Origin of the sequence: Lysinibacillus sp. FJAT-14745 (assembly GCF_001275675.1) — a bacterium.
Classification (GTDB): domain Bacteria; phylum Bacillota; class Bacilli; order Bacillales_A; family Planococcaceae; genus Lysinibacillus.
In genome coordinates this window covers 328,200-349,314 of the sequence record NZ_LITM01000009.1, presented here as the reverse complement: position 1 = coordinate 349,314, position 21,115 = coordinate 328,200, and the positions used below count along the sequence as shown (strand labels likewise).

At 35.4% G+C, this 21,115-nt stretch carries 19 protein-coding genes; 12 read left to right on the top strand and 7 right to left on the bottom strand.

Translation table 11 applies throughout. The features are described 5' to 3' along the window. Positions 1–51 precede the first annotated feature (51 nt). The 7 genes from AMS59_RS25395 to AMS59_RS16850 all read left to right on the top strand — a co-directional run bounded on the left by AMS59_RS25395 (position 52) and on the right by AMS59_RS16850 (position 6,830). A complete protein-coding gene (locus AMS59_RS25395) occupies positions 52–192 on the top strand; it encodes a hypothetical protein (RefSeq protein WP_156304701.1) in 141 nt (46 codons plus the stop codon). Between the two features lie 51 nt (positions 193–243). Then, positions 244–1,863 (top strand): amidohydrolase, encoded by a 1,620-nt coding sequence (locus tag AMS59_RS16870; protein ID WP_053484898.1) that lies wholly within the window; start codon positions 244–246, stop codon positions 1,861–1,863. A 159-nt stretch (positions 1,864–2,022) separates the two neighbouring features. Further along, entirely contained in the window at positions 2,023–3,495 is a 1,473-nt protein-coding gene (locus AMS59_RS16865) for an aldehyde dehydrogenase family protein (RefSeq protein WP_053484897.1), read from the top strand. Positions 3,496–3,647: 152 nt separating this feature from the next. After that, positions 3,648–3,797, top strand: a complete 150-nt coding sequence (locus tag AMS59_RS25930) for a hypothetical protein (protein ID WP_053484896.1) — start codon at positions 3,648–3,650, stop codon at positions 3,795–3,797. A 303-nt stretch (positions 3,798–4,100) separates the two neighbouring features. Then, a complete protein-coding gene (locus AMS59_RS27045; protein ID WP_082337569.1) occupies positions 4,101–4,160 on the top strand; it encodes a hypothetical protein in 60 nt (19 codons plus the stop codon). Positions 4,161–4,579: 419 nt separating this feature from the next. Beyond that, the gene (locus AMS59_RS16855; protein ID WP_053484895.1) at positions 4,580–5,839 is read left to right on the top strand and encodes a nitrate/nitrite transporter; all 1,260 of its coding nucleotides are present in this window, start codon (positions 4,580–4,582) and stop codon (positions 5,837–5,839) included. Between the two features lie 232 nt (positions 5,840–6,071). After that, positions 6,072–6,830: an IclR family transcriptional regulator gene (locus AMS59_RS16850; RefSeq protein WP_082337553.1), complete on the top strand. Its 759-nt coding sequence runs from the start codon at positions 6,072–6,074 to the stop codon at positions 6,828–6,830. A 121-nt stretch (positions 6,831–6,951) separates the two neighbouring features. On the opposite strand, the gene AMS59_RS16845 is transcribed toward AMS59_RS16850, so the two are convergent. Together AMS59_RS16845 and pxpB are read right to left on the bottom strand one after the other, a co-directional pair. Then, positions 6,952–7,941, bottom strand: a complete 990-nt coding sequence (locus tag AMS59_RS16845) for a biotin-dependent carboxyltransferase family protein (protein ID WP_053484894.1) — start codon at positions 7,939–7,941, stop codon at positions 6,952–6,954. Beyond that, a complete protein-coding gene (pxpB, locus tag AMS59_RS16840; protein WP_053484893.1) occupies positions 7,932–8,672 on the bottom strand; it encodes a 5-oxoprolinase subunit PxpB in 741 nt (246 codons plus the stop codon). The genes AMS59_RS16845 and pxpB overlap by 10 nt, the downstream gene beginning before the upstream one ends. Before the next feature lie 277 nt (positions 8,673–8,949). Here pxpB and AMS59_RS16835 point away from each other — a divergent pair, with 277 nt between their 5' ends. The 3 genes from AMS59_RS16835 to AMS59_RS16825 all read left to right on the top strand — a co-directional run bounded on the left by AMS59_RS16835 (position 8,950) and on the right by AMS59_RS16825 (position 11,464). Beyond that, positions 8,950–9,714 (top strand): LamB/YcsF family protein, encoded by a 765-nt coding sequence (locus AMS59_RS16835; protein WP_053484892.1) that lies wholly within the window; start codon positions 8,950–8,952, stop codon positions 9,712–9,714. 40 nt (positions 9,715–9,754) lie between these two features. Then, positions 9,755–10,972, top strand: coding sequence for an NRAMP family divalent metal transporter (locus AMS59_RS16830; RefSeq protein ID WP_053485113.1), 1,218 nt, complete (start codon positions 9,755–9,757; stop codon positions 10,970–10,972). Positions 10,973–11,263: 291 nt separating this feature from the next. After that, complete coding sequence (locus AMS59_RS16825) at positions 11,264–11,464, top strand: hypothetical protein (RefSeq protein WP_053485112.1); 201 nt, start codon at positions 11,264–11,266, stop codon at positions 11,462–11,464. A gap of 286 nt (positions 11,465–11,750) precedes the next feature. On the opposite strand, the gene AMS59_RS16820 is transcribed toward AMS59_RS16825, so the two are convergent. Next, positions 11,751–12,317, bottom strand: a complete 567-nt coding sequence (locus tag AMS59_RS16820) for a histidine phosphatase family protein (protein ID WP_053484891.1) — start codon at positions 12,315–12,317, stop codon at positions 11,751–11,753. Between the two features lie 571 nt (positions 12,318–12,888). On the opposite strand from AMS59_RS16820, the gene AMS59_RS16815 reads away from it, so the two are divergent. Continuing rightward, positions 12,889–14,124, top strand: coding sequence for a chloride channel protein (locus tag AMS59_RS16815; RefSeq protein ID WP_053484890.1), 1,236 nt, complete (start codon positions 12,889–12,891; stop codon positions 14,122–14,124). 261 nt (positions 14,125–14,385) lie between these two features. On the opposite strand, the gene AMS59_RS16810 is transcribed toward AMS59_RS16815, so the two are convergent. Further along, positions 14,386–15,330: a hypothetical protein gene (locus AMS59_RS16810; RefSeq protein ID WP_053484889.1), complete on the bottom strand. Its 945-nt coding sequence runs from the start codon at positions 15,328–15,330 to the stop codon at positions 14,386–14,388. Between the two features lie 378 nt (positions 15,331–15,708). On the opposite strand from AMS59_RS16810, the gene AMS59_RS16805 reads away from it, so the two are divergent. Continuing rightward, on the top strand, positions 15,709–15,996 hold the full coding sequence (locus tag AMS59_RS16805) for a hypothetical protein (protein ID WP_053485111.1): 288 nt from the start codon (positions 15,709–15,711) through the stop codon (positions 15,994–15,996). 94 nt (positions 15,997–16,090) lie between these two features. Here the strand turns inward: AMS59_RS16805 and AMS59_RS16800 are convergent, their stop codons facing one another. Genes AMS59_RS16800 through fdhF form a run of 3 tightly spaced genes read right to left on the bottom strand, consistent with a single transcriptional unit; the run spans position 16,091 to position 20,564 of the window. Then, entirely contained in the window at positions 16,091–17,134 is a 1,044-nt protein-coding gene (locus AMS59_RS16800) for an Mrp/NBP35 family ATP-binding protein (protein ID WP_053484888.1), read from the bottom strand. A 15-nt stretch (positions 17,135–17,149) separates the two neighbouring features. Beyond that, a complete protein-coding gene (locus AMS59_RS16795; RefSeq protein ID WP_053484887.1) occupies positions 17,150–17,626 on the bottom strand; it encodes a DUF1641 domain-containing protein in 477 nt (158 codons plus the stop codon). A 4-nt stretch (positions 17,627–17,630) separates the two neighbouring features. Continuing rightward, positions 17,631–20,564: a formate dehydrogenase subunit alpha gene (gene fdhF / locus AMS59_RS16790; RefSeq protein ID WP_053484886.1), complete on the bottom strand. Its 2,934-nt coding sequence runs from the start codon at positions 20,562–20,564 to the stop codon at positions 17,631–17,633. Positions 20,565–21,115 lie beyond the last annotated feature (551 nt).

Genomic DNA, 21,115 nt, shown 5'->3' with positions numbered 1-21,115 from the left:
CAACAAAGCGAGTAGCCCGTAGCGGAAATCAGCCTCTTTGGATGTATAAAAATGGTTAATCAACACACCTGTATTAATGGTTCTTTTATAGCATCACATATGAATATTATTGTCATGCTTGGAGTGAGTGCTTTTACTAAAAAAAGTACCGTTTTGCAAAATGATGATTTAGAAAAAAATGTTCTATCATAATAGAATCATATTTATTAGATTAATTCAAAGAGTCGAAGGAGGATGTAACAAATGAAAGCGGATTTAGTATTTATAAATGGTGAAGTGATTACAATGGATGCAGATTCTCGAATTGAAGAAGCTGTTGCAATTAAGGAAAATCGCATTATTCTTGTAGGTTCTACCTTAGAGGTACAGCAACTGATAGACAGTAAAACAGAAGTTATTGATTTGTGCGGAAAAACATTGCTGCCAGGGTTTATAGATGCTCATATTCATTTAGTTATGTATGGATTAAACCAACTAGCTATTAGTTGTAAGGCTCAAAATATTACTTCAAATGAGGACATAAAACAGGAATTACGAAAAAAAGTTCAAACTGTTCCTAAAGGTCAATGGATTCGAGCTTGGGGCTTTAATGAAACGACAATAAAAGAAAATCGTTACCTATCTATTAAGGAGCTAGATGAAATTTCTTCAGAACATCCGATTATGATTACTCGTACTTGTGGTCATATTTCTATTGTAAACAGTAAAGCATTAGAATTAGCCGAAATAGATGCTAATACAAGTAATCCTGATGGGGGAGTAATTGAGCGAGATGCTAATGGTGCATTAACAGGTAAATTAATAGAAAAAGCGAATATGCGAATGAATGAAATTGCTAAATATACAGAGGTTGAGTTAAGACAAGCGATGAAAATAGCCTCTGATCATTTTGTTCAAGCAGGTATTACTAGTATTCATGAAGCAGGTGTTTCTGATACAGATACTTATCGTCTTTTACAGGAAGCAGTAAAAAATAAAGATATCGCTGTTCGTGTTTATGCAATCATTTGTACATTAAATAATTCACATGAATTTGTAGGGAAAATGCTATCTGCAGGGGTACTAACAGGTACGGGTGATGAACGCTTTAAAATTGGTCCAGCTAAAATATTTACGGATGGAAGTAGTACAGGTCCTACTATTGCAACAAGAGAGCCATATACCAGTAATCCGAATGATCATGGAATTCTTTACTATAGTGAAGAAGAAATCTATCGTGTATTAGGTGAAGCTCATAAAAAAGGATATCAAATAACTGTACATGCTCAGGGCGATCGAGCTATTGAAATGTATTTGAATTGTGTAGAAAAAGTGCTTAATGAGCATCCAAGAGAAGATCATCGCCATCGAATTGAGCATGCGGGAATTTCTACACCAGATTTACAAGATAGAATGAAGAACCTTGGTGTTATTCCAATTCCAAATCCACCTTTCCCGTTTGAATTTGGAGATATTTATGTGAAGAATTATGGAGAACGAGTTAATTATATGTATCCAGTACGTGATTTTATTGATAAAGGTATTATATGTGCAGGCGGTTCTGATGCACCAGTTACGGATTATAATCCTCTAATAGGCATTCATACAGCAGTCAATCGAAAAAGTAGTAGTAATTCTGAAATTGGAGTGAATCAAAAAGTTACAATATTGGAAGCAATAAAAATATATACGATCAATGGAGCATATGCGAGTTTCGAAGAAGATATTAAAGGTAGCTTAGAGGTGGGGAAATTAGCAGATTTAGTAGTATTAGATAGTAGTATTCTAAGTCAAAATAATACTAGTATAAAAGATTTAAAAGTAGAGATGACGATTATAGATGGACAAATTTTATACAAAAATGAAGCTGTCGTAAAAGCTTAGAATAACATTTCGTATAACTTGAAAAGAATGTTTTAATAAGATTTTTGTATTAGGAAATTTAGTGAAAACCTATTATTGCCGTAGGATCAAATCAGAATATAAGAGCTTCCTAGTACTATCATCGTTTCCTATATCGGCTGGTGAAAAGGAGAAGATAAAATGTTGGAACTTAAGATGTATATTGATGGTAAATGGATTACTTCAATTTCTAAAGAAAAAAGAGAAGTGAAAAATCCTGCAAATGGTGAGCTACTTGCAGTAGTAGCTGAGGGTACTGCTGAGGATGCACAATATGCAATCTCAGTAGCACATAGTACATTCGATAGTGGAATTTGGTCACAACTCCCTTTTAAGACTCGTGCAAAGTATTTGCATAAAATCGCAAATCTGTTGGAAGAAGAGGCAGATGATTTAGCAATGTTAGAAACATTGAATAGTGGAAAAATGTTACTTGCTGCAAAAACAGATGTTCAAAATGCGATTGAATGTTTCCGATACTATGCAAGTCTTATTACTCAATCAGAAGGTGAAATATATAATGTAGGTGATTCAGTTCAAACAATCGTTATTCGTGAACCCATCGGCGTGTGCAGTCTTATTGTTCCATGGAATTTCCCCCTCCTTATGGCGGCATGGCAGATTGCTCCGGCATTAGCGGCTGGAAATACTTTTATACTAAAACCATCAGAAATTACACCGATTACTGCTGTTAAACTCTTTGAAATTATAGAAAAGGCTGGTGTACCAGCAGGAGTCGCCAATCTAGTAATGGGAGCTGGAAGTTCTGTTGGCAGTGAAATGGTCGAAAGTAATTTAGTAGATAAAGTGGCTTTTATTGGTGGAACGAAAACAGGTCAGAATATTATGCGTGTTGCGGCAGAACAGACAAAGAAAATCACCTTAGAATTAGGAGGAAAATCTCCTAACATTGTATTTGCTGATAATGACATAGAAATTGCAGTAGATAATGCACTATTTAATCTCTTCTTTAATAGTGGTCAAGTGTGCACAGCGGCTTCCCGTCTCTTAATTGAAGAAAGCATTCACGATCAATTTATTGAAAGACTGATAGATCGTGCAAAAAAGATTGTCGTTGGTCATGGAAATAATCCTACAAGTGAAATGGGGCCGCTTGTGAGTGCAGCACATATGCAAAAGGTATTAAACTATATTGAGATAGGAATACAGGAAGGTGCAACACTTGCTTGTGGAGGAAATAGAATTGTAGCGAACGGGTTTGAAAACGGCTTTTTTGTTGAACCTACCATTTTCACCAACACTAGACCGGATATGAGAATTGTACAAGAAGAAATCTTCGGTCCCGTTTTAGTCGTTCAAAAATTTAAAGATGAAGAAGAAGCAATTACTTTAGCGAATGATACAGTATTTGGATTGGCTGGTGCTGTCTTTTGTCAGGATTTAGAGAAAGCGATGCGCGTTGTCAGCAAAATAAAGGCCGGTATCACATGGGTGAATTGTTATCATGTTGCAACAGTGCAAGCCCCATGGGGTGGTTATAAACAAAGTGGAGTTGGAAGAGGTTTAGGAGTCTTTGGTCTTGATGAATTTTCAGAACAGAAACAGGTTAATATTAGCTTTAAAGCAAAGCCTGTTGGATGGTTTTCTAATTAATCTTTTAAATAGGGAAGTTTAAGAATATCTTAAAGAATTAGAAGCAAATAAAATTAATACAGTTCCCCAAATAAGGTTTACTTCAGTAAAATAAGGTATATTATATTTGTTGAATAGATTCTTTTTAAGGACAGGAAAAGTAGGTGAACAAAGTGGGGAAATATCAATTGGATACCAAAGGTAAGGTAGCTGTGACGAAGTATCATGAAAAACACAAGCCTGCCAAATTTGATAAAAAGCAGCAACTTGAAAAAATACGTGTGGAGTATTTGAAAAAGAAGCAAGAACAAACAGATAAATAATATGAATGAAAACATAGGAAGACTAAAATCTCCCTATGTTTTTCTCATTCGAAGTTCTTTTTTTTAATTGATGATAGAGTTTATTATTCCCATGAATTTCAGATTCGGTGACAAAAAACTCGTCATCGGATATCCATTCCTCACTAAAAATTTCAGTAACAGAATCAATAGACCTGTCCGTTATTAAAATAATAACGTTGTAAACAAGGGGTCACCTGCTTCAATTGAGGACAAGAATAACTTGAATTGAACGGATTTTTCTGTTTTGATAAATAGCTTACAACCCATATATATCATTAGTTGATGAGCGTACTGTATGACATTACATCTAAGCCACCAGCAACGATTGAGTGGGAAAATTAATTATTGAGAGAACCTATGGTAGTGCCCCTCCATCATCGAGCCCTATAAAATTATTGAAGACAGCTTTGAAAGCTAACCGTATTAATTACAGAAATAATTCTGTAACGAAATGGTGTTTAACAAATACATCGATACATGTGGATGAAAAGAACGACACTATCCCGTGAAGACTTTTTATTTTCAATAATTCTTGGATGTCAAAAAGACTTATTTGAGATACGATGGCATGTGTATTGTAGCTCCAAAAAAGTATGTTAATAAAAGTGTAGGGAGACGTGTTAAAATTCAAAAAGAATTTAAGCTTTATATTAAACATTGAGAACTAAAAGCATCAAATCATAAAACTACTTTGAAAAACAGGTTTTTAACGTTACCTGTAATTCATATATTATAGTAAAAGCTAATAGGAGTAGAAATCATTGGACAAACAAAATAGTAGATATAGATGGGTTGTATTTGTTTCTGTATTATTTACTTATTTGTTAATGGCGAGTCAACGAACCGCCCCAGGACTGATTACAGATCAATTGATGCGAGATTTTAATGTCACAGCATCAACGATTGGGTTATTGACGAGTATACAATTTTTTGTCTACACGAGTTTGCAAATTCCGATGGGTATTTTAGCTGATCGATTTGGTCCAAATTTTTTTCTAATTATCGGTGCTACTCTTACAGGTTTAGGTACAATTATTTATAGTCTAAGTACACATGAATTCATCCTGTTTTTTGCCAGAATACTAACGGGGGTAGGGGATGCGACCATATGGGTTAACATGGTGCTAATTTTGGCCCAATGGTTTCATACAAAGGAATTTGTTCGATTAATTGGCCTGGCGGGCATGACAGGAAGTCTTGGTTTTTTATTGGCGACAGTACCTTTCTCCACATGGATACTTTTACTTGGTTGGAGGGTAACATTTTTCTCAGTAGGACTACTATTATGTGTATGTGGCATTCTCCTTTATTTTGTACTTGTAAAAAAAACAAAACAAATTTTTGGGGATGAGCAAGTAGTTGATACAGCAGAAGTGCAACGTGAAAAAACATCAGTTTTACTACGAAGAATATTTTCAAATCCGCAAGCGTGGGCTCTTTTCTTTTGCCATTTTGGGGTAGTCGGCGGTTATGTAGGGTTTATCAGTTCGTGGGCAGTACCATATGGGATGAATATGTATGAAATGACTCGTTCAGATGCCAGCCAGTTAATTATGATCGGTCTTATCGGGGCACTTATTGGAGCACCTCTAGCTAGTTGGATTTCAAGTCGATTAGAAACAATTAAAAGACCGTATATTGTCGTTCATATCATTGTTTTATTAGGGTGGTTTTCTTTCCTTTTATTTAATGGACATCCTTCCTTTTTCTTTCTAATTATTATTTTCTTTATCATTGGCTTTGGATATGGGGCAAGTGCATTAACCTTTGCAGCTGTACGACAATCTTTTAATCTAGAAGAATCTGGAATTGTTTCAGGGATTGCGAATACGGGCGGCTTTCTAAGTGCTGTATTGCTACCTATCATTTTTGGATATATATTGGATCATTTTCAATTAACTTCAGGAAATCTATTTGAAGGATATTACTATGGTTTCATCACGCCAGTTATCTTCTCCATCGTTGGTTTGATGGGAGTGATTTTATTGAAGGAAAAACGTCAAAACGTAGGACAAAAATAGAATATCCACATTTTTTAACTAGCATAGTAATCGAGGGAATCAAAATAAGAATAACAAGCAGGGGTGAAGAGTCTGGAAGCAAAGCAACCATTCTCTGCTCCTGTTTTTTTTCCTTTGTCAACCTGATTTGTAAGGTATATAAAAACAGTAAGATATTAGGTATAATTATTAATTAAGAAAAGAAAAATTATGATTATATTAAATCTAGTATAGAAGGGGGAGAAGACTTAAATTGACAAATAATAATAAAACGGTTGTCCGTTCAATGGATGTTTTAAATCTATTTATCGATCATACTGAACTGTCATTTCAAGAAGTAATTGAGTTATCAGGAATCCCTAAAACCACTGCTTTCCGCATGTTGAAATCTTTCGAGGAAATGGATTTTTTAGAAAAGGGGACTGATGCAAAATATAGGTTAGGCATTCTCTTCCTTAAATTTGGACATCTAGTATCAATGCGCCTAGATGTGCGAAAAATTGCAGAGCCAATTATGAATGAGTTACATAATGATGTAAAAGAAGCGATTAATTTAATCGTTCGTGATGGTGACGATGCTGTTTATATCGAGAAAATAGATACGAAGCAAAAAGTTCGACTCTACACAGCAATTGGTAGAAAAAGTCCTCTTTATGCAGGGGCATGCCCTCGTGCTGTATTATCCTTTTTACCGGATGCAGACATAAAGGAATATCTCGAATCGGTAGAACTTAAATCATTTGCAATGGGGACGATTACAGATAAGGAAAGGCTTTTTGAAACGATTGTGCAGGCTAGAGAACTTGGTTATACAATCAGCCATTCAGAATTAGAAAATTATACATCTGCTGTTGCAGCACCGATTTACGATCATAAAGGAGATGTCGTTGCAGCAATGAGTATTGCGGGACTAGAAACCAATTATCGAGGGGAAAACGTTGAAATCTACGTCGATAAACTTAAGAAGGCGACTGCAGAGATTTCTAAACAATTGGGGTATGAACAGCTTTAAAAAATGGGTAGTCTCAAAAGTCATTTGAGATTACCCATTTTGCGCTGAAATTGCTAATTTTTTGGTGAACATTACTATCTAAATAATCGAATTTTGGACGATTGAATAGCCTCTAACGCTTCTATAACCTTTTTAAACGGAGCCCAAATGCTAATTCATTGCGTTTTCTTTCTTGATGTATTAATGCCAATTGAGCTTCTTCAAGAGTGACCTCTTTAAAATAGATTCGACCATTTGCTTGCATTTGTGCTAATGATGGTAAATCGGCAGAAATCACTTGAGCTATTTTAGGATATCCACCAGTTGTTTGACGATCTGCCATTAAAATAATAGGTTGCCCATTGGAGGGCACTTGAATCGTTCCAAATGTAACCCCTTCGGATAATAATTCAAATGGCTCTTTTAATTGAATAGCCTCTCCTTCTAATCGATAGCCCATTCGATCTGCGTGTGTTGTGATGGTGTAAGGCGTTGAAAGGAATTTTTTTAAACTCTCCTCATCGAAATGCTCATATTCAGAGCCTCTTATGAAGCGGATTGTTTGCGTTTTTTTTAATGTAACAAAGGATGTGTAATCAGCTGACCAAGAAAGGTACGTTGGTTCTTTTTTTAATTGTTTAAAAAGATCCTCTCCTAACTCTGATCGTCTATCTATTTCAAAGACATCATTCTTCAGCAATCTTCTTCCTTGAAATCCTCCAATTCCAGCACGTATGTAGGTGCTTTTACTACTCATCACTTTGGGCACTTGAATTCCGCCACTAAACGATACGTATGCTCGGCAACCACTAATCGCAGTATTAAATTTTAAAACAGATCCTTTTTGAATTAAAAGTGGTCGCCACATTGGTGCTTCTTTTCCGTCTATTGTAGGTTGTAAATTGCCACCTGTAATTGCGATCAGTTCATCCGTTTCAAATAAAAGGGTTGTTCCATAAAGTGTTACCTCAAGAGCGCCTTCTCCTTCCGAATTTCCAACAAGTAAATTCGCAATTCGTAAGGAAATTGAATCCATTGCTCCTCCGACGATAACACCAAACTTTTGTAGTCCATATCTTCCTAGGTCTTGAATGGTTGCCAGCATACCTGGCTGTAATACCTTTATGCCCATGTTTCCATCTCCCATTCGCTCTTATATTCTTCCAACGAAATTGGTACAAACTGAATTCGATCACCCGGTTGTAATAAGGTTGGAGGAGATTGTTCAGGTAGAAACAAACGAGAAGGTGTTCGTCCGATGATTTGCCATCCACCTGGAGTTTCTAATGGGTAAATCCCTGTTTGATTTCCCGCAATTCCAACAGATCCCGGAGTAATTGATAACCGTGGAGTCTCTTTACGAGGTGTTGCAATTTGTCTGTCCATTCCTCCCATAAACGGAAAACCTGGAGCAAAGCCTATCATGTAAACAAGATATTCTACAGAAGAGTGAATTTTAATGACTTCATTAGGTGTTAAACCATGATAAGAGGCTACATATTCTAGATCTGGTCCCATTTCACCACCATATACTACAGGGATTTTTACGACACGTTCCATCGTTGTTTCAACTATGTGAGATTGGTTCATTAAAGAAAGAATTGTTGCTTTCACCTTTTCGTAAGGCATTGTGCCTCCTTTTTCTTTATTTGAAAAGTATACTTCAATCGGATTGTAATAAACTGTCACATTATTATAGGCAGGTACAACCTCGATGAATCCTTCAAATGGATTTCTCTCTAATAAATTTAATATACTTTTAACTTTGTTGTGAATTGCCTCACTGATTCCTTCACCTACATGTATGACTAGTGCAGAATCGCTTAAAGGTCTTATATGTACATTTTCTTTTAAATTCAGCATAAAAACCATCTCCTGAAGTTTCGTAATTCGGTATATTAGTTTTAAATATCGGATTATTAAATATTATATTTCAACAATAAACGAAAACAAGTTTAATTTAAATGAAAATTTTTAAAAAAACATTCTTTCTCAAAATTTAAAATTTATACTTTTCAGCAATTATAAAATATGTTAAGATTTTTTTAAATTTCAAAACTTAAGTTCCGAATATCGGTACAAATTGTTTGTAAACGTATTCATTATAACTACTTTAGTGGGAAGAAAACGGGGGAAGAAGATGTTTCGAGTTGATTTAAACTGTGATTTAGGGGAAAGTTTTGGTCGTTATCGACTTGGAGAGCAAGAAGAAATCTTAAAATATGTAACCTCTGCTAATATTGCTTGTGGATTCCATGCTGGAGATCCAACGGTCATGCGAGAGACAGTTAAGCTAGCCATTGCTAATGGTGTGAAAATCGGGGCACATCCAGGATTACCGGATTTAAATGGCTTTGGACGACGTGAGATGAACATCACACCACAGGAAGCTTATGATATGGTTGTTTATCAAGTTGGAGCATTGCAAGGTTTTCTAACGACTTACAATGAAATCATGCAGCATGTTAAGCCACATGGAGCACTTTACAATATGGCTGCTAAAAATCCAGCGATTGCAGAGGCAATCGCACAAGCCATTTATGATATTTCACCTTCACTTGTGTTATTCGGTCTCTCAGGTAGTGAATTAACAAAAGCCGGAGAAAAAGTAGGGCTTCAAACAGCCCATGAAGTGTTTGCAGATCGTACCTATCAGAAGGATGGTTCTTTAACCTCTCGTAAACAACCTGATGCATTGATTACCGATAAGGAACAAGCTGTGAATCAGGTTGTGAGAATGGTGAAAAAGGGAATTGTGCTGTCACAACAGCAAATCGAAATCCCATTACAGGCAAATACTGTTTGTATTCATGGGGACGGGGAACATGCTGTAGAGTTTGCAAAATATATTCATTCAAGATTAGTAGAACATCAAATATCAGTACGTGCAATCAAGGAGGGGTAAGACAATGATAGCAAAAAAAACGGAAGTTACTGAAGCAGGAATCGAGCAAGAGAAAAAAGGTAAATTTGTTAAGAAAACAGCAAGTAAAAGTGTATTAATAGGAGCAGCCTTTTTAATGGCAACCTCATCTATCGGACCAGGTTTTTTAACACAAACGACAGTATTTACACAGCAACTAGCGGCTAGCTTTGGATTTGTTATTTTAATTTCATTAATTCTAGATATTGTCGCACAGGTAAACGTTTGGCGAATCATTGCTGTTTCTGGCTTGCGAGGGCAAGAAATTGCCAATAAGGTGTTACCTGGATTAGGTGTTCTCCTTGCAATTATGATTGTTATAGGTGGTTTAGCATTCAATATTGGGAACGTTGCTGGAGCTGGATTAGGGTTAAATGCAATGCTTGGCGTAGATCCAATTATAGGTGCCATTGTAAGTGCACTTTTTGCTATTTTTATATTTATCTATAAAGAAGCAGGGAAGGCAATGGACAAGGTTGCGCAAATTGCTGGCGGTATCATGATTTTACTCATGCTATTCGTTGCTTTTAAAACTTCACCACCTGTAGGAGAAGCGATTGTAAACTCCGTTTGGCCTAAAGAAATTAGCTGGTTTGCGATTGTAACTTTGGTTGGTGGATCAGTTGGAGGTTACATTACTTTTGCTGGCGGTCACCGCCTTTTGGACGCTGGCATCAAAGGACAAGAATCTTTGTCAGAAGTAACAAAAAGCTCCGTGACAGGGATTTTGATTACTGGCGTAATGCGTATTGCTTTATTTTTAGCGGTACTTGGTGTTGTTTCAAAAGGTTTAGTCATTGATCCTGCCAATCCACCTGCATCTGTTTTCCAACTAGCTGCGGGTAATATTGGTTATCGTATGTTTGGTATGATTATGTGGGCTGCAGCGATTACTTCTATTGTAGGTGCTGCTTATACATCCGTTTCATTTATTCGTTCATTCCACCCTAACATTGAGAAATATCATAATTGGGTGATTATAACATTTATCGTCATTTCAACAACAACTTTCGCCTTGGTTGGAAAGCCTATTAATGTATTAATTTTGGTAGGTGCATTAAATGCACTGATTTTACCATTATCACTTGGCATTATATTAGTTGCTGCACACAAAAAAGAAATTGTTGGTACATATAAGCATCCACGTTGGTTAACTGTAACTGGAGCAATTGTAGTTGTTATTATGGGATATCTCAGCATAAATACATTTATTGAAGAAATTCCGAAAATTTTCAGTTAATCTAAAAACCAACCCTTGTTGATCCAACAACAAGGGTTTCAAAAATAATCAAATTTTTTTATAAAGAATTTAATCTACCACATTAAATAAGAGCATGTTTTGATCAATCTATTATCAAAACATGCTCTTTAAATTTGTTCTCATATTACGGTTGATATCGTATTTTTATTAAACTTTATTTCAAAGTTACATTTTAATGCTAATCCACCTTCGTAATGATTACTTTGTAAATTAGAATAATTTATATGAAAAATGGAAAGAGATATGTGTAAAATGTTGGAGTTGATAGGTATGAAATTTGATAAAGATAAAGAAATTTACTGCTACAGCTGTCGTAAAAAGACTGTATTTACATGTAAAGATTTGCATGAGAAAAGTGGAGTAGACAGTCACTGTAGTGAATGTTCTGGTATTTGGTTTGAATGGCAAAATCGAGCCGTGGAGAGAGAAATGGAAAAGTGGATTGAATATAACCAAAGGCTCATAAATTAACTGAATGTCCATTTTTAACATCCACTAGTTAAAAGAATTTATTACATGAATGATTGAGCTGTTTCATAAATTTAATTCCTTTAGTTTCAAAATTGGTTGAATTAGGCATTATTGAAAAGGTACCTGGAACAAAACTAGCAAGTTAATCACTTCTGGGGCAACAGGATTGATTGAGGAAGCATAACAAAAGGACTTGTGTATATGTTTGATACCCAAAAGCCCTAAGTTTGATATCTGAAGGTTATTGATTTGGATTTTGAAAAGAGGATAATAGCCTCTTCGTTAGTCATTCCCATATTCTTTGTACTAATTGTAGTTTTTCATCTAAAAATACCAACTTGTAAATGTCTGGTTTTGAAGTGTTTTTCCAAAAATCATAACCGTATTCTTTATTAAAATAATTCATAATAATAGTCATAACATTTCCATGAGTTCCTATAATAATTGTCTTTGTCTTATAATTATTTAGAAGTTCTTTTATTATAGGAATAGCCCGATTTTGGACGTCTCTTACTGATTCCCCACCCGATAAGTTAAAATCAATATCTTCATAGGATTTTTTTATTGCTTGTTGTATTTCTTCTGCAGGTAATTGATAAGCACCTTTTAATTTCCTTTCCCTTAATTCTTCAAATACCTTTACTTCTATATTTTTGGAATCGACAATTCCTTCGATTGTTTGAATTGCTCTTGTATAAGGACTTGAGATTACTAAATCAATTTCCTTCACATCCATTATCGCTGTTACTTTTTTGGCGTCTATTTCCCCTTGGTTGGATAGTTTTCTCGTTCGTTCTTGACCGAAAACAAATGGTGATTCTGCATGTCTTATCATATAGATGATGGTATCCATTATTCGATTCCTCTTCTCTTAATTAACTAAAAAATCTTGTTATAAGAATATTTTTGTTAGAGCAGCTGCAGTCAGTAGGTCAGGCATCACACTCGCTATTTTTTCAGGAAGTAGAGGAAAGGCATTTATTAAATAATCAATTACTGCCTTATTCGTAATTAAATTTAAATTGAATATAGCCAAAAATAATAATCAATAGAATTAATAAACCTAAAAGAGATTTATAATTTATAGATTTTTTTCGAATTATTCCCTCGTTTTATCTGCTTAACTACTGAAATTTTTTATACAGAAATTGTAACACTACTGATTTTTGATTGGTAGTGAAATAGTAAAAGTGCATCGAAGGTGTTTATTTTAGTTATGGAATATGAGTAGCAAAGAAACGGGAAGGATGATAATCATTAAAAAAATGAACTAGGCAATCTATTTATAATAAGTATGTTTAGATTGGATTTAGATAGGAAATTACTAGCTCTTTCAGCATAAAGTCTAGTATAGTTATATGGGTATTATATTTAATGCATCAAGAGAATCTTAATATACGTATAAAAAGTTGGTGAATTTTATTTTGACTGAGAAGTATTTTAAAATAAGCGGATTACTTGTTTATGGTTTAATTTTAAGTGGGATAATCGGTTTTATTTCTTCTGTTTTTTTAATTTTAGTTAATGGCTTGGCAGATTTTTTGTGGAATGAAGTATCCAATGATTTAAAAATACCCGCTATTTATACATTAATTTTATGTATTTTTGGTGGTATTTTAGTAGGTGTTAGTAAGTACAAGTGGGGTGGCCTGCCTAAAACGGCTAATGAAGCTATTGTTGAATTAAAAACAACTCAAAGAATTGACTATTCGAATGTAGGTCTCAATTTTTTACTTGCTTTTTTAATTTTAGTTTTTGGTGCAAGTGTTGGTCCCGCAGCAGCCATACTAAGTTCTGTTATTGCGTTATCGGTATGGCAGGGAGATAAAATGCGTTACTTTTATTTTTCCTACAACGAATGGAAACAGGATTCTTGGATAATTAAACTAAAAAAATTAACTTTACCTCATAACTACCTTATTCCATATAATCCTGATCGGGCTCCTAAAGAGAAAAAACTGCTTTTATTGAAGAAATCCTTATATATATTATTTATCGTTAATGGAATAGTGACCTTTATGTTCTTTATTAAAATATCAGATCAACCTCCTTTTGTGACAAAGTTAGGGGAAACTAATTGGGGATTAGATGAATTGTTTCTATTTATTCCTTTTGTGTTGTTTGGTATTTTGTTTAGTAAACTTTATGAACTAATGGAAAGAGCAATGAAAAAATTCTTTTCTAAAATTAACAATAAAATTATTTTAAGTGCTGTTATCGGTGGTATTGGTATTGGTTTGATGTCAATAATCGCTCCTAATTTACTTTTTTCCGGCCAACTTTCTATGCAAGCTTTACCTAGTTTAGTACCGACACTTTCGATGGCTACTTTAATTTTAGCTTCTGTTTTAAAACTGATTTTTATGGAGTTTTGTTTTAAGTCAGGTTGGGTTGGTGGAAATGTTTTACCAGTTATATTCGCTTCTATATTACAGGGCTACGCGATCGCAACTTTTTTTCCACAACTAGATATGCTCTTTGTCGTAGCTGTTATAGGTGGTAGTGCTTCAATCGCTATTTTAAAGACACCTTTACTAGTAGGAATTGCTCTAATGCTATTTTTCCCTAAAGGGTTAGCCCCAGTTATATTAATCATTGTGTTTTTATTTATTTGGTTAAGTAAAATAGGTAAAAAAAATCCGCAAACAATAACTGCTTAATTTTAGCTGGGAACACTGGTTGAAACCAACTGAAAAGTGCCTCAAATCCTTTAGTATAAAGGGGGTGAGGCGCTTTACCTTTTTTAAGAATACGTTTGACAAGGATAGAAAATGGAAAGACAAGTGGTTCATCGGACGTCTCCGGGAAGCTTTGCTCTGCGCGAAAGCGAAGCTCTCAGCGGCAAATGTTTTATCTGCGCGAAAGCGAAGCGTCAGCAGCAAAGCCCCAGCCGGAACTTTTAGTATAATTAATAGTATCTTCTAATTTAACTCTTGAGCTCGTTTTCCCATAAATGCTTCGGCGAGCGGATAAAATGAAGTTACGTCATCAGAATTTAATTCAATACCTTGAATGAGTTCTTCAGTAGCTAGATTAATTTCTCTATTAGCTGACATTACTTGCTCTTTTGTAGGAATCGGTGAATATTTCTGTTTTGATTCAACCGAAGCGATGAAACATGTGCAAATTCCGTACGCTAATAAATCTCTTAAACGATTTGCATTAAGATGCTCATAATGCTCCGCGAATAACATCATCTGATGCAAATGATGAATAGTATGTTGATAATCCTTAATGTCTTTAAGAATATTGGCAATAGACAGGTGTGACTCTATTTGCTTTGGATCGATAGCAATAGATTTTTCAAAAGCTGCCATTGCAAGTTCAGGTCTCGCACCAGTAAAGTATAAATTACCTAGTTTATTCCATAATAAAGCGTTGCTTGGTGAAGAGGAAATTAAATGTAAGAGATGTTCTTCTCCATCTGTAGCATATTTTGGTGAAGTTCCATCAAAAAGTTGCATTTCACCAAATTGAACAAAGGTATTTTCGTTATCGGGTGCCAATAGAGCTGCAATGCTAAATATATATAGCTCTGACGACTCTTCCCACTGTCCAGCAGCATTGCAATGCTTACAACGGAAATACCCAGTGTACTGTTGTTCTGGTTTCTGCATATTTTGGTTATTTGTGGGAACATCGATGTACATAGTTCCAATATTATATTTACCTGATTTGTTACAGCTTTTGCAAGTCATCATGATTTCATTTTTTTCATGCTGAGTCATTACTTTTTTAAAATTATCGACGATTGACTTTACATATGTCCCGCCTAAATACTTGAACGTAGGGGATGATGGGATTTCAGTGATTTCTTGATTTGTTAATGCTTGAATAAATTTTGGGTTAATTTGTTTTCCAGCCATGTAATTACTCCTTTTATTAAAAGACCTATAACCTTTTTATTATAACTCAACTTTCGTAGTAAAAAAATCCTTATTAATACTTCATATTATTAGCTATTTTGGATATTCAAAAATCTATTTGACTTTTTGACATAACAATAAAACATTCATGAGTTTTCGGACTCCCAACCCAATGATGAAAAGTTTTTTTTACAGAAAAAAAGAGGATACAATCTAATCAACAAGTTATTATTCATTAGGTGAGCATCTTAAATGTTGAATAGATTTAAAGCTCATTATTTTATCGACCCAAAACAAAATATCTAAGAAGCGAAAGCTTATAAAAAGAGTTATAATATAATAGGAAGAAACTCAATATAAAGTGAGATGGATTTTACAATGAACGAACAATTAGAAGATTGGATTACGCGTTTTCAAAAGGAGAAAGATATAGAAGCCCTCGCAAACTTAAAAGACTATTGCTACTATATGATTGAACCTTTAATTGAGGAATTTACTGAGAAATATGGTGAAGATGCTGGGGAATTATTACGTTTAAAATGGGATAAGCGTTTTTATTTTATTTTTACAAAGTATCAATTAAATGTTGGACTGCCTTTAGATACTTTCGTTAAAAATACGTATCGTTTTTATTTTATGCAAGTTTTAAAAAAGGCTGGTTATTGAACTAAATAGTAGGGGAGTGTTTCGTTAGAACCTTGTTACACTAATAAAAACCCTTGTCTCGTGTAAAAACGAGTCAAGGGTTTTTATTGGTTTATTAATAAATAATATCTTCTGCAAGGTGCGTAAATACTTCACCGATAATGGAGTCTTCGTCGTAAACGGAAGAACCTGTATTTTCCTCAGGCTGCGCAAATGGGATTTGAGCAATAATATTTGTCTGAAGCTCATCTGCTAATTTTTCGGCGCCACCTTGACCGAATAAATAATTCTTTTCACCATTTGCATTTTCAAAGTAAGCCATGTTTTCAACAACACCGAGAATCGTGTGTTTTGTATGTTGAGCCATTAGACCTGCACGAGAAGCAACATGAGAAGCTGCAAGATGCGGTGTTGTTACAATAATTTCCTGTGCTTGTGGAATCATTGCCGCCATATCAATGGCTACATCTCCTGTACCAGGTGGTAAATCGATGAGAAGATAATCTAATTCACCCCAATGTGTATTGACAAGGAAATTGCGAATCCATTTGTTGAGCATTGGCCCACGCCACATGACAGGTTGGTTGTCGTTAGTATAGAAGCCCATCGACATGATTTTTACACCATGACTTATTACTGGAATAGCTGTTTGGTCAATCATTGTTGGCTTTTGATGAATCTTCATCATGGCAGGAATACTGAATCCATATATGTCTGCATCTAAAATACCTACACGTTTGCCAAGACGGGCAAGAGCTACTGCTAAGTTAATCGTCACGGTTGACTTCCCGACGCCACCTTTACCACTAGTAACTGCAATAAATTTGACACCAGAATCGGGTAGCAGCATTTTAGGCATACCTTTATCCGTAACTTTTTCTGATTTTAAAGAAGCTGTTAAACTACGACGTTCGTCATCTGTCATAGAACCAAATGTGATGGAGATTTTTGATGCACCGATCGTTTTTAACGCTTCTTCAACATCTTGTTGAATTTTAGCTTTTAAAGGACAACCTTGAATAGTCAAGACAATATCAAGTGAGATATCCGTACCGTTGACTTGAATATTGCGTACCATATTCAAGTCAACGATGCTTTTATGAAGCTCTGGATCATCGACTTTCTGCAAAGTTTTTAAAATGTGTTCGTTCGTTAGCATATCAGAAACCCCTTCCTATTTTAGGCCTTTGCCTAGCCCTTTTAAGAAGTGAGCGCCAAAATTCACAGCACGATTAACATCAGGATCGTTGAGCATTTTGAACAGCTTAAAGGCACTAACTTTTTCGTCAGATTCAACGGCTTTGTTCGCTTCATCTAAGCCAGTATTTAAGCCTTCAATAAGCTTTGTTGTTGTTTCTGGGTTCAATTCGGTTAATGCTCCCGCAACACCCATTAAGTTGTTGATGATATTCGTAACAGGCTTACGCGTTAATTGACCAAGAGCAATATGGGCAACCTCTTCTTTTGCTTCCAGTAGTTTCGTAGCTGCTTCTAGTGCTCCAATATCATTTAGTTCTGCCATGATCGTAAAGACCTGGTTCACCATTTCTTCATTCTCAGAAAGAAGTTGCTTTAAATTCCCTAACTTTTCTTCCTTTAGTTGTTCTTCTGTTTTTTCCGCTTTTTGAATTGTCGTAATTGGTGCTGCCATGAACTCACTCCCTTTCGTTAGTTGTTAGGTGAACGTAGCCAGGACGATTCCATTTGCGTTCTACCTCAACACCATTTTGTGGATGACGTTTTTTATAACGCGGGTTTGTTCTAGGAAGTGGCGATTTTCCTTTTTGTTTCAATACTTCTACGCGTACTTTTGTTTGTTTGTACGCCGGTGTCGATGTATTGATGTCTGCAGCTGGACCCGTTAAGAAATTAATCGCCGAATCTTTGCTAACAGAGTTCATAGGTAAGAAAAGTTCATTTCCTTGTACGCGATCCGTCACTAGGGCATTTAATTTTAATGCGCCTTGAGGAGACACTAAGCGAAGAAGAGCTCCATCTTCAATGCCGCGTTCTTTTGCTAGTTCTGGTGATACTTCAACAAAAATTTCAGGTACTTTCGATTGAATACCTTTTGATTTATTTGTCATATTACCTTCATGGAAATGTTCAAGCATACGACCGTTGTTAATATGGCAATCATATTGCGCTTCATATTCAACTGGTCGGATCCAATCATTTAACGCAAAACGAGCTTTTTTGTCAGGGAAGTTAAAGCCATCCTCATATAGTAAAGGTGTGTCTTTACCATCATGGCTACCCCAACAGAAGCTACCCCAATTTTCTAATACATCATAGTTCGCTTGCGAGAAGAATGGAGCAAGACTAGCCATTTCAGCAAAGATTTCACTTGGGTGACTGTAATTCCAGTCAGCACCTAGGCGACGTGCTACTAATTGAAGGATTTCCCAATCGGCTTTTGATTCACCAAGTGTTGGTAATACTTGATATAGTCGTTGTACACGACGCTCTGTATTCGTGAAAGTACCTTCTTTTTCAAGAGAAGGTGCTGCTGGTAAAATAACATCCGCATATTGTGCTGTACGTGAAAGGAAGCAATCTTGTACAACAAAGAAGTCTAATTGTGAAAGTACTTTATCTACATGGTTAGCATCGCAATCTACAAGTGCCATATCTTCCCCAACTAAATACATTGCTTTCATTTTACCTTCCATGATCGCATCTAACATTGCCATATTCGTACGACCTGGTTCAGGTTTGATTTTTACACCATATGCTTCTTCAAATTTCTTACGTGCTTCGTCGTCTATTACTTTTTGATTACCTGGTAATAGATTTGGTAGTGTACCCATATCACAAGCACCTTGAACATTGTTGTGACCACGAAGAGGGTAGGCACCTGCACCTGGACGACGATAGTTACCAGTAGCTAGAAGTAGGTTAGAAATTGCAGCTGATGTATATGAGCCACCTGTATTTTGTGTAACACCCATACCCCAAAGTACACATGTACCGTCAGCATCACGAATCATTTCAGCAACATTTATCAACGTTTCTTTTGAAATGCCCGTTTCTTTTTCTGCATATTCTAGTGTGTATGTTTCAAGTACATCTTTAAAATCATCAAAGAAGTGCACGTTCTCTTTAATGAAGGCTTCATCATGCCAACCTTGATCGATCATATATTTTGTAACGGCCATTAACCATACTTGGTCTGTACCTTGTTTTGGGCGCATGAAAATATCAGAACGCTCAGCCATTTCATGTTTACGAACGTCGGCAACAATTAATTTTTGACCGTGTAATTTATGGGCACGTTTTACGCGGGTTGCTAAAACCGGGTGACCTTCTGCAGGGTTTGCCCCAACAATAATAATAAGGCCCGCTTTTGCGATATCTTTGATCGTTCCAGCGTCGCCACCTATACCAACTGTGCGTAGTAGGCCATCTGTAGCTGGAGATTGACAATAGCGTGAGCAGTTATCGACATCGTTTGTTTCGAATAATTGACGTGCCATTTTTTGAATTAAGTAGTTTTCTTCGTTTGTAATTTTTGAAGAAGAAATAAAGCCGACAGAACCAGAGCCATATTCTTTTTGAATGCCACCTAGTTTAGTAGCAATTAAGTCAAGCGCTTCATCCCATGAAGATTCAACAAATGCATCATTTTTACGAATTAATGGTTTTGTAATTCGTTCTTCAGAGTTGATGAAGTCCCAACCGAATTTTCCTTTTACACAAGTAGAAATTGCATTTACAGGACCGTCAGAAGGTTGCACTTTTAAAATTTTGCGGTCTTTTGTCCAAACTTCGAACGAACAACCTACTCCACAGAAAGTACAAACTGTTTTTGTTTTCTTCGTACGTTTACTACGCATAGCAGCTTCGACTTCAGAAACAGCGAAAATACCGCTATAGCCAGGCTCGACTTCCTTAATTAAACTAATCATCGGATCTAATGTTTCTTGTTTAAGTCCCGTCATAAAACCAGCTTCACCAAGCATTGATTTTTCCATTAAGGCATTACATGGACAAACGGTAACACATTGTCCACAGCCTACACATGAAGAATCGTTAATGGCAACGCCTTCATCCCAAACTACTTTTGGTCTTTCGGCTTCCCAGTCAAGAGATAATGTTTCGTTAACTTGTAAGTTTTGACAAACCTCTACACATTGTCCACATGCGATACATTGGTTTGGATCATATCGATAAAACGGGTGCGACATGTCTACTTCATGTGGTTCAACTTTTGGTTGATAAGGATATTTTTGATGTTCGATTTCCATTAATTCTGCTGTGTTGTGTAATGTACAATTTCCATTGTTATTATCACAAACTGTACAGTACAGTAAATGATTTTCTAGTAAACGATCCATCGCTTCTGTTTGTGCAGCTTTCGCTTGATCAGAAGTAAGTTGGATATCCATGCCGTTTACTGCTTTTGTTGAACAAGAGCGAACTAATTGGCCATTCACTTCAACGATACATGTATCACAAGTTTCGATAGGATCAACAGATGGTACATGACAAATTTGTGGATGGGCGATGCCATTTTGATTAATGGTATCAAGTATTGTAGCTCCCTCTGCTACATCATACGGTTGGCCATTAATTTTAATTGTAGTCAAGGTATTTTCCTCCTTTTGCTCTTTGAGACTTATTTGACAACTGGTTAATACTTAGGATAAATCGGGAATAGAGTTACGAGTTTTTTTATTTTGATTGTCTTGTTATTTTTAAAAAATTGTCTTGTTATAATGTCGTTTCCCAATTTGTCCAATCTCTACACCAATATAGATGAAGAAACATTTATTATTTGTTGTCGATGTTGATATTGCTGAAAAATAAAAAAATCCACCATGAAAAGGCATGTATTAACATGCTATTTATTCATGGTGGATAAAATTCTTAACAGGCCTTGCTAAAAATTCAATCAACTTTTATTTTTTATTCAATATAACTATAGAATATAAATATTAAAACCACCATGCCTATAGTTCAAACTTAGTTGTATGAAACCATGACATAGGAATCAAAATACTTTCATTCCATATGTAATACCAATTATTATAGCCTTTTCAGCCAAAATGGACAATAATAATAATAAAAATTATCTCCATTCAGTAGGATATCCCTCTCAGAAGGTGCTTAGATGAATCAGATGTAGTTTCTTTTTCAA

Coding starts and splice junctions, on each gene's coding strand:
- AMS59_RS25395 (WP_156304701.1), top strand. CDS start 52: ATGGTTAATCAACACACCTGTATTAATGGTTCTTTTATAGCATCACAT.
- AMS59_RS16870 (WP_053484898.1), top strand. CDS start 244: ATGAAAGCGGATTTAGTATTTATAAATGGTGAAGTGATTACAATGGAT.
- AMS59_RS16865 (WP_053484897.1), top strand. CDS start 2,023: ATGTTGGAACTTAAGATGTATATTGATGGTAAATGGATTACTTCAATT.
- AMS59_RS16845 (WP_053484894.1), bottom strand. CDS start 7,941: ATGGGCATAAAGGTATTACAGCCAGGTATGCTGGCAACCATTCAAGAC.
- pxpB (WP_053484893.1), bottom strand. CDS start 8,672: ATGCTGAATTTAAAAGAAAATGTACATATAAGACCTTTAAGCGATTCT.
- AMS59_RS16835 (WP_053484892.1), top strand. CDS start 8,950: ATGTTTCGAGTTGATTTAAACTGTGATTTAGGGGAAAGTTTTGGTCGT.
- AMS59_RS16825 (WP_053485112.1), top strand. CDS start 11,264: ATGAAATTTGATAAAGATAAAGAAATTTACTGCTACAGCTGTCGTAAA.
- AMS59_RS16820 (WP_053484891.1), bottom strand. CDS start 12,317: ATGGATACCATCATCTATATGATAAGACATGCAGAATCACCATTTGTT.
- AMS59_RS16810 (WP_053484889.1), bottom strand. CDS start 15,330: ATGGCTGGAAAACAAATTAACCCAAAATTTATTCAAGCATTAACAAAT.
- AMS59_RS16805 (WP_053485111.1), top strand. CDS start 15,709: ATGAACGAACAATTAGAAGATTGGATTACGCGTTTTCAAAAGGAGAAA.
- AMS59_RS16800 (WP_053484888.1), bottom strand. CDS start 17,134: ATGCTAACGAACGAACACATTTTAAAAACTTTGCAGAAAGTCGATGAT.
- AMS59_RS16795 (WP_053484887.1), bottom strand. CDS start 17,626: ATGGCAGCACCAATTACGACAATTCAAAAAGCGGAAAAAACAGAAGAA.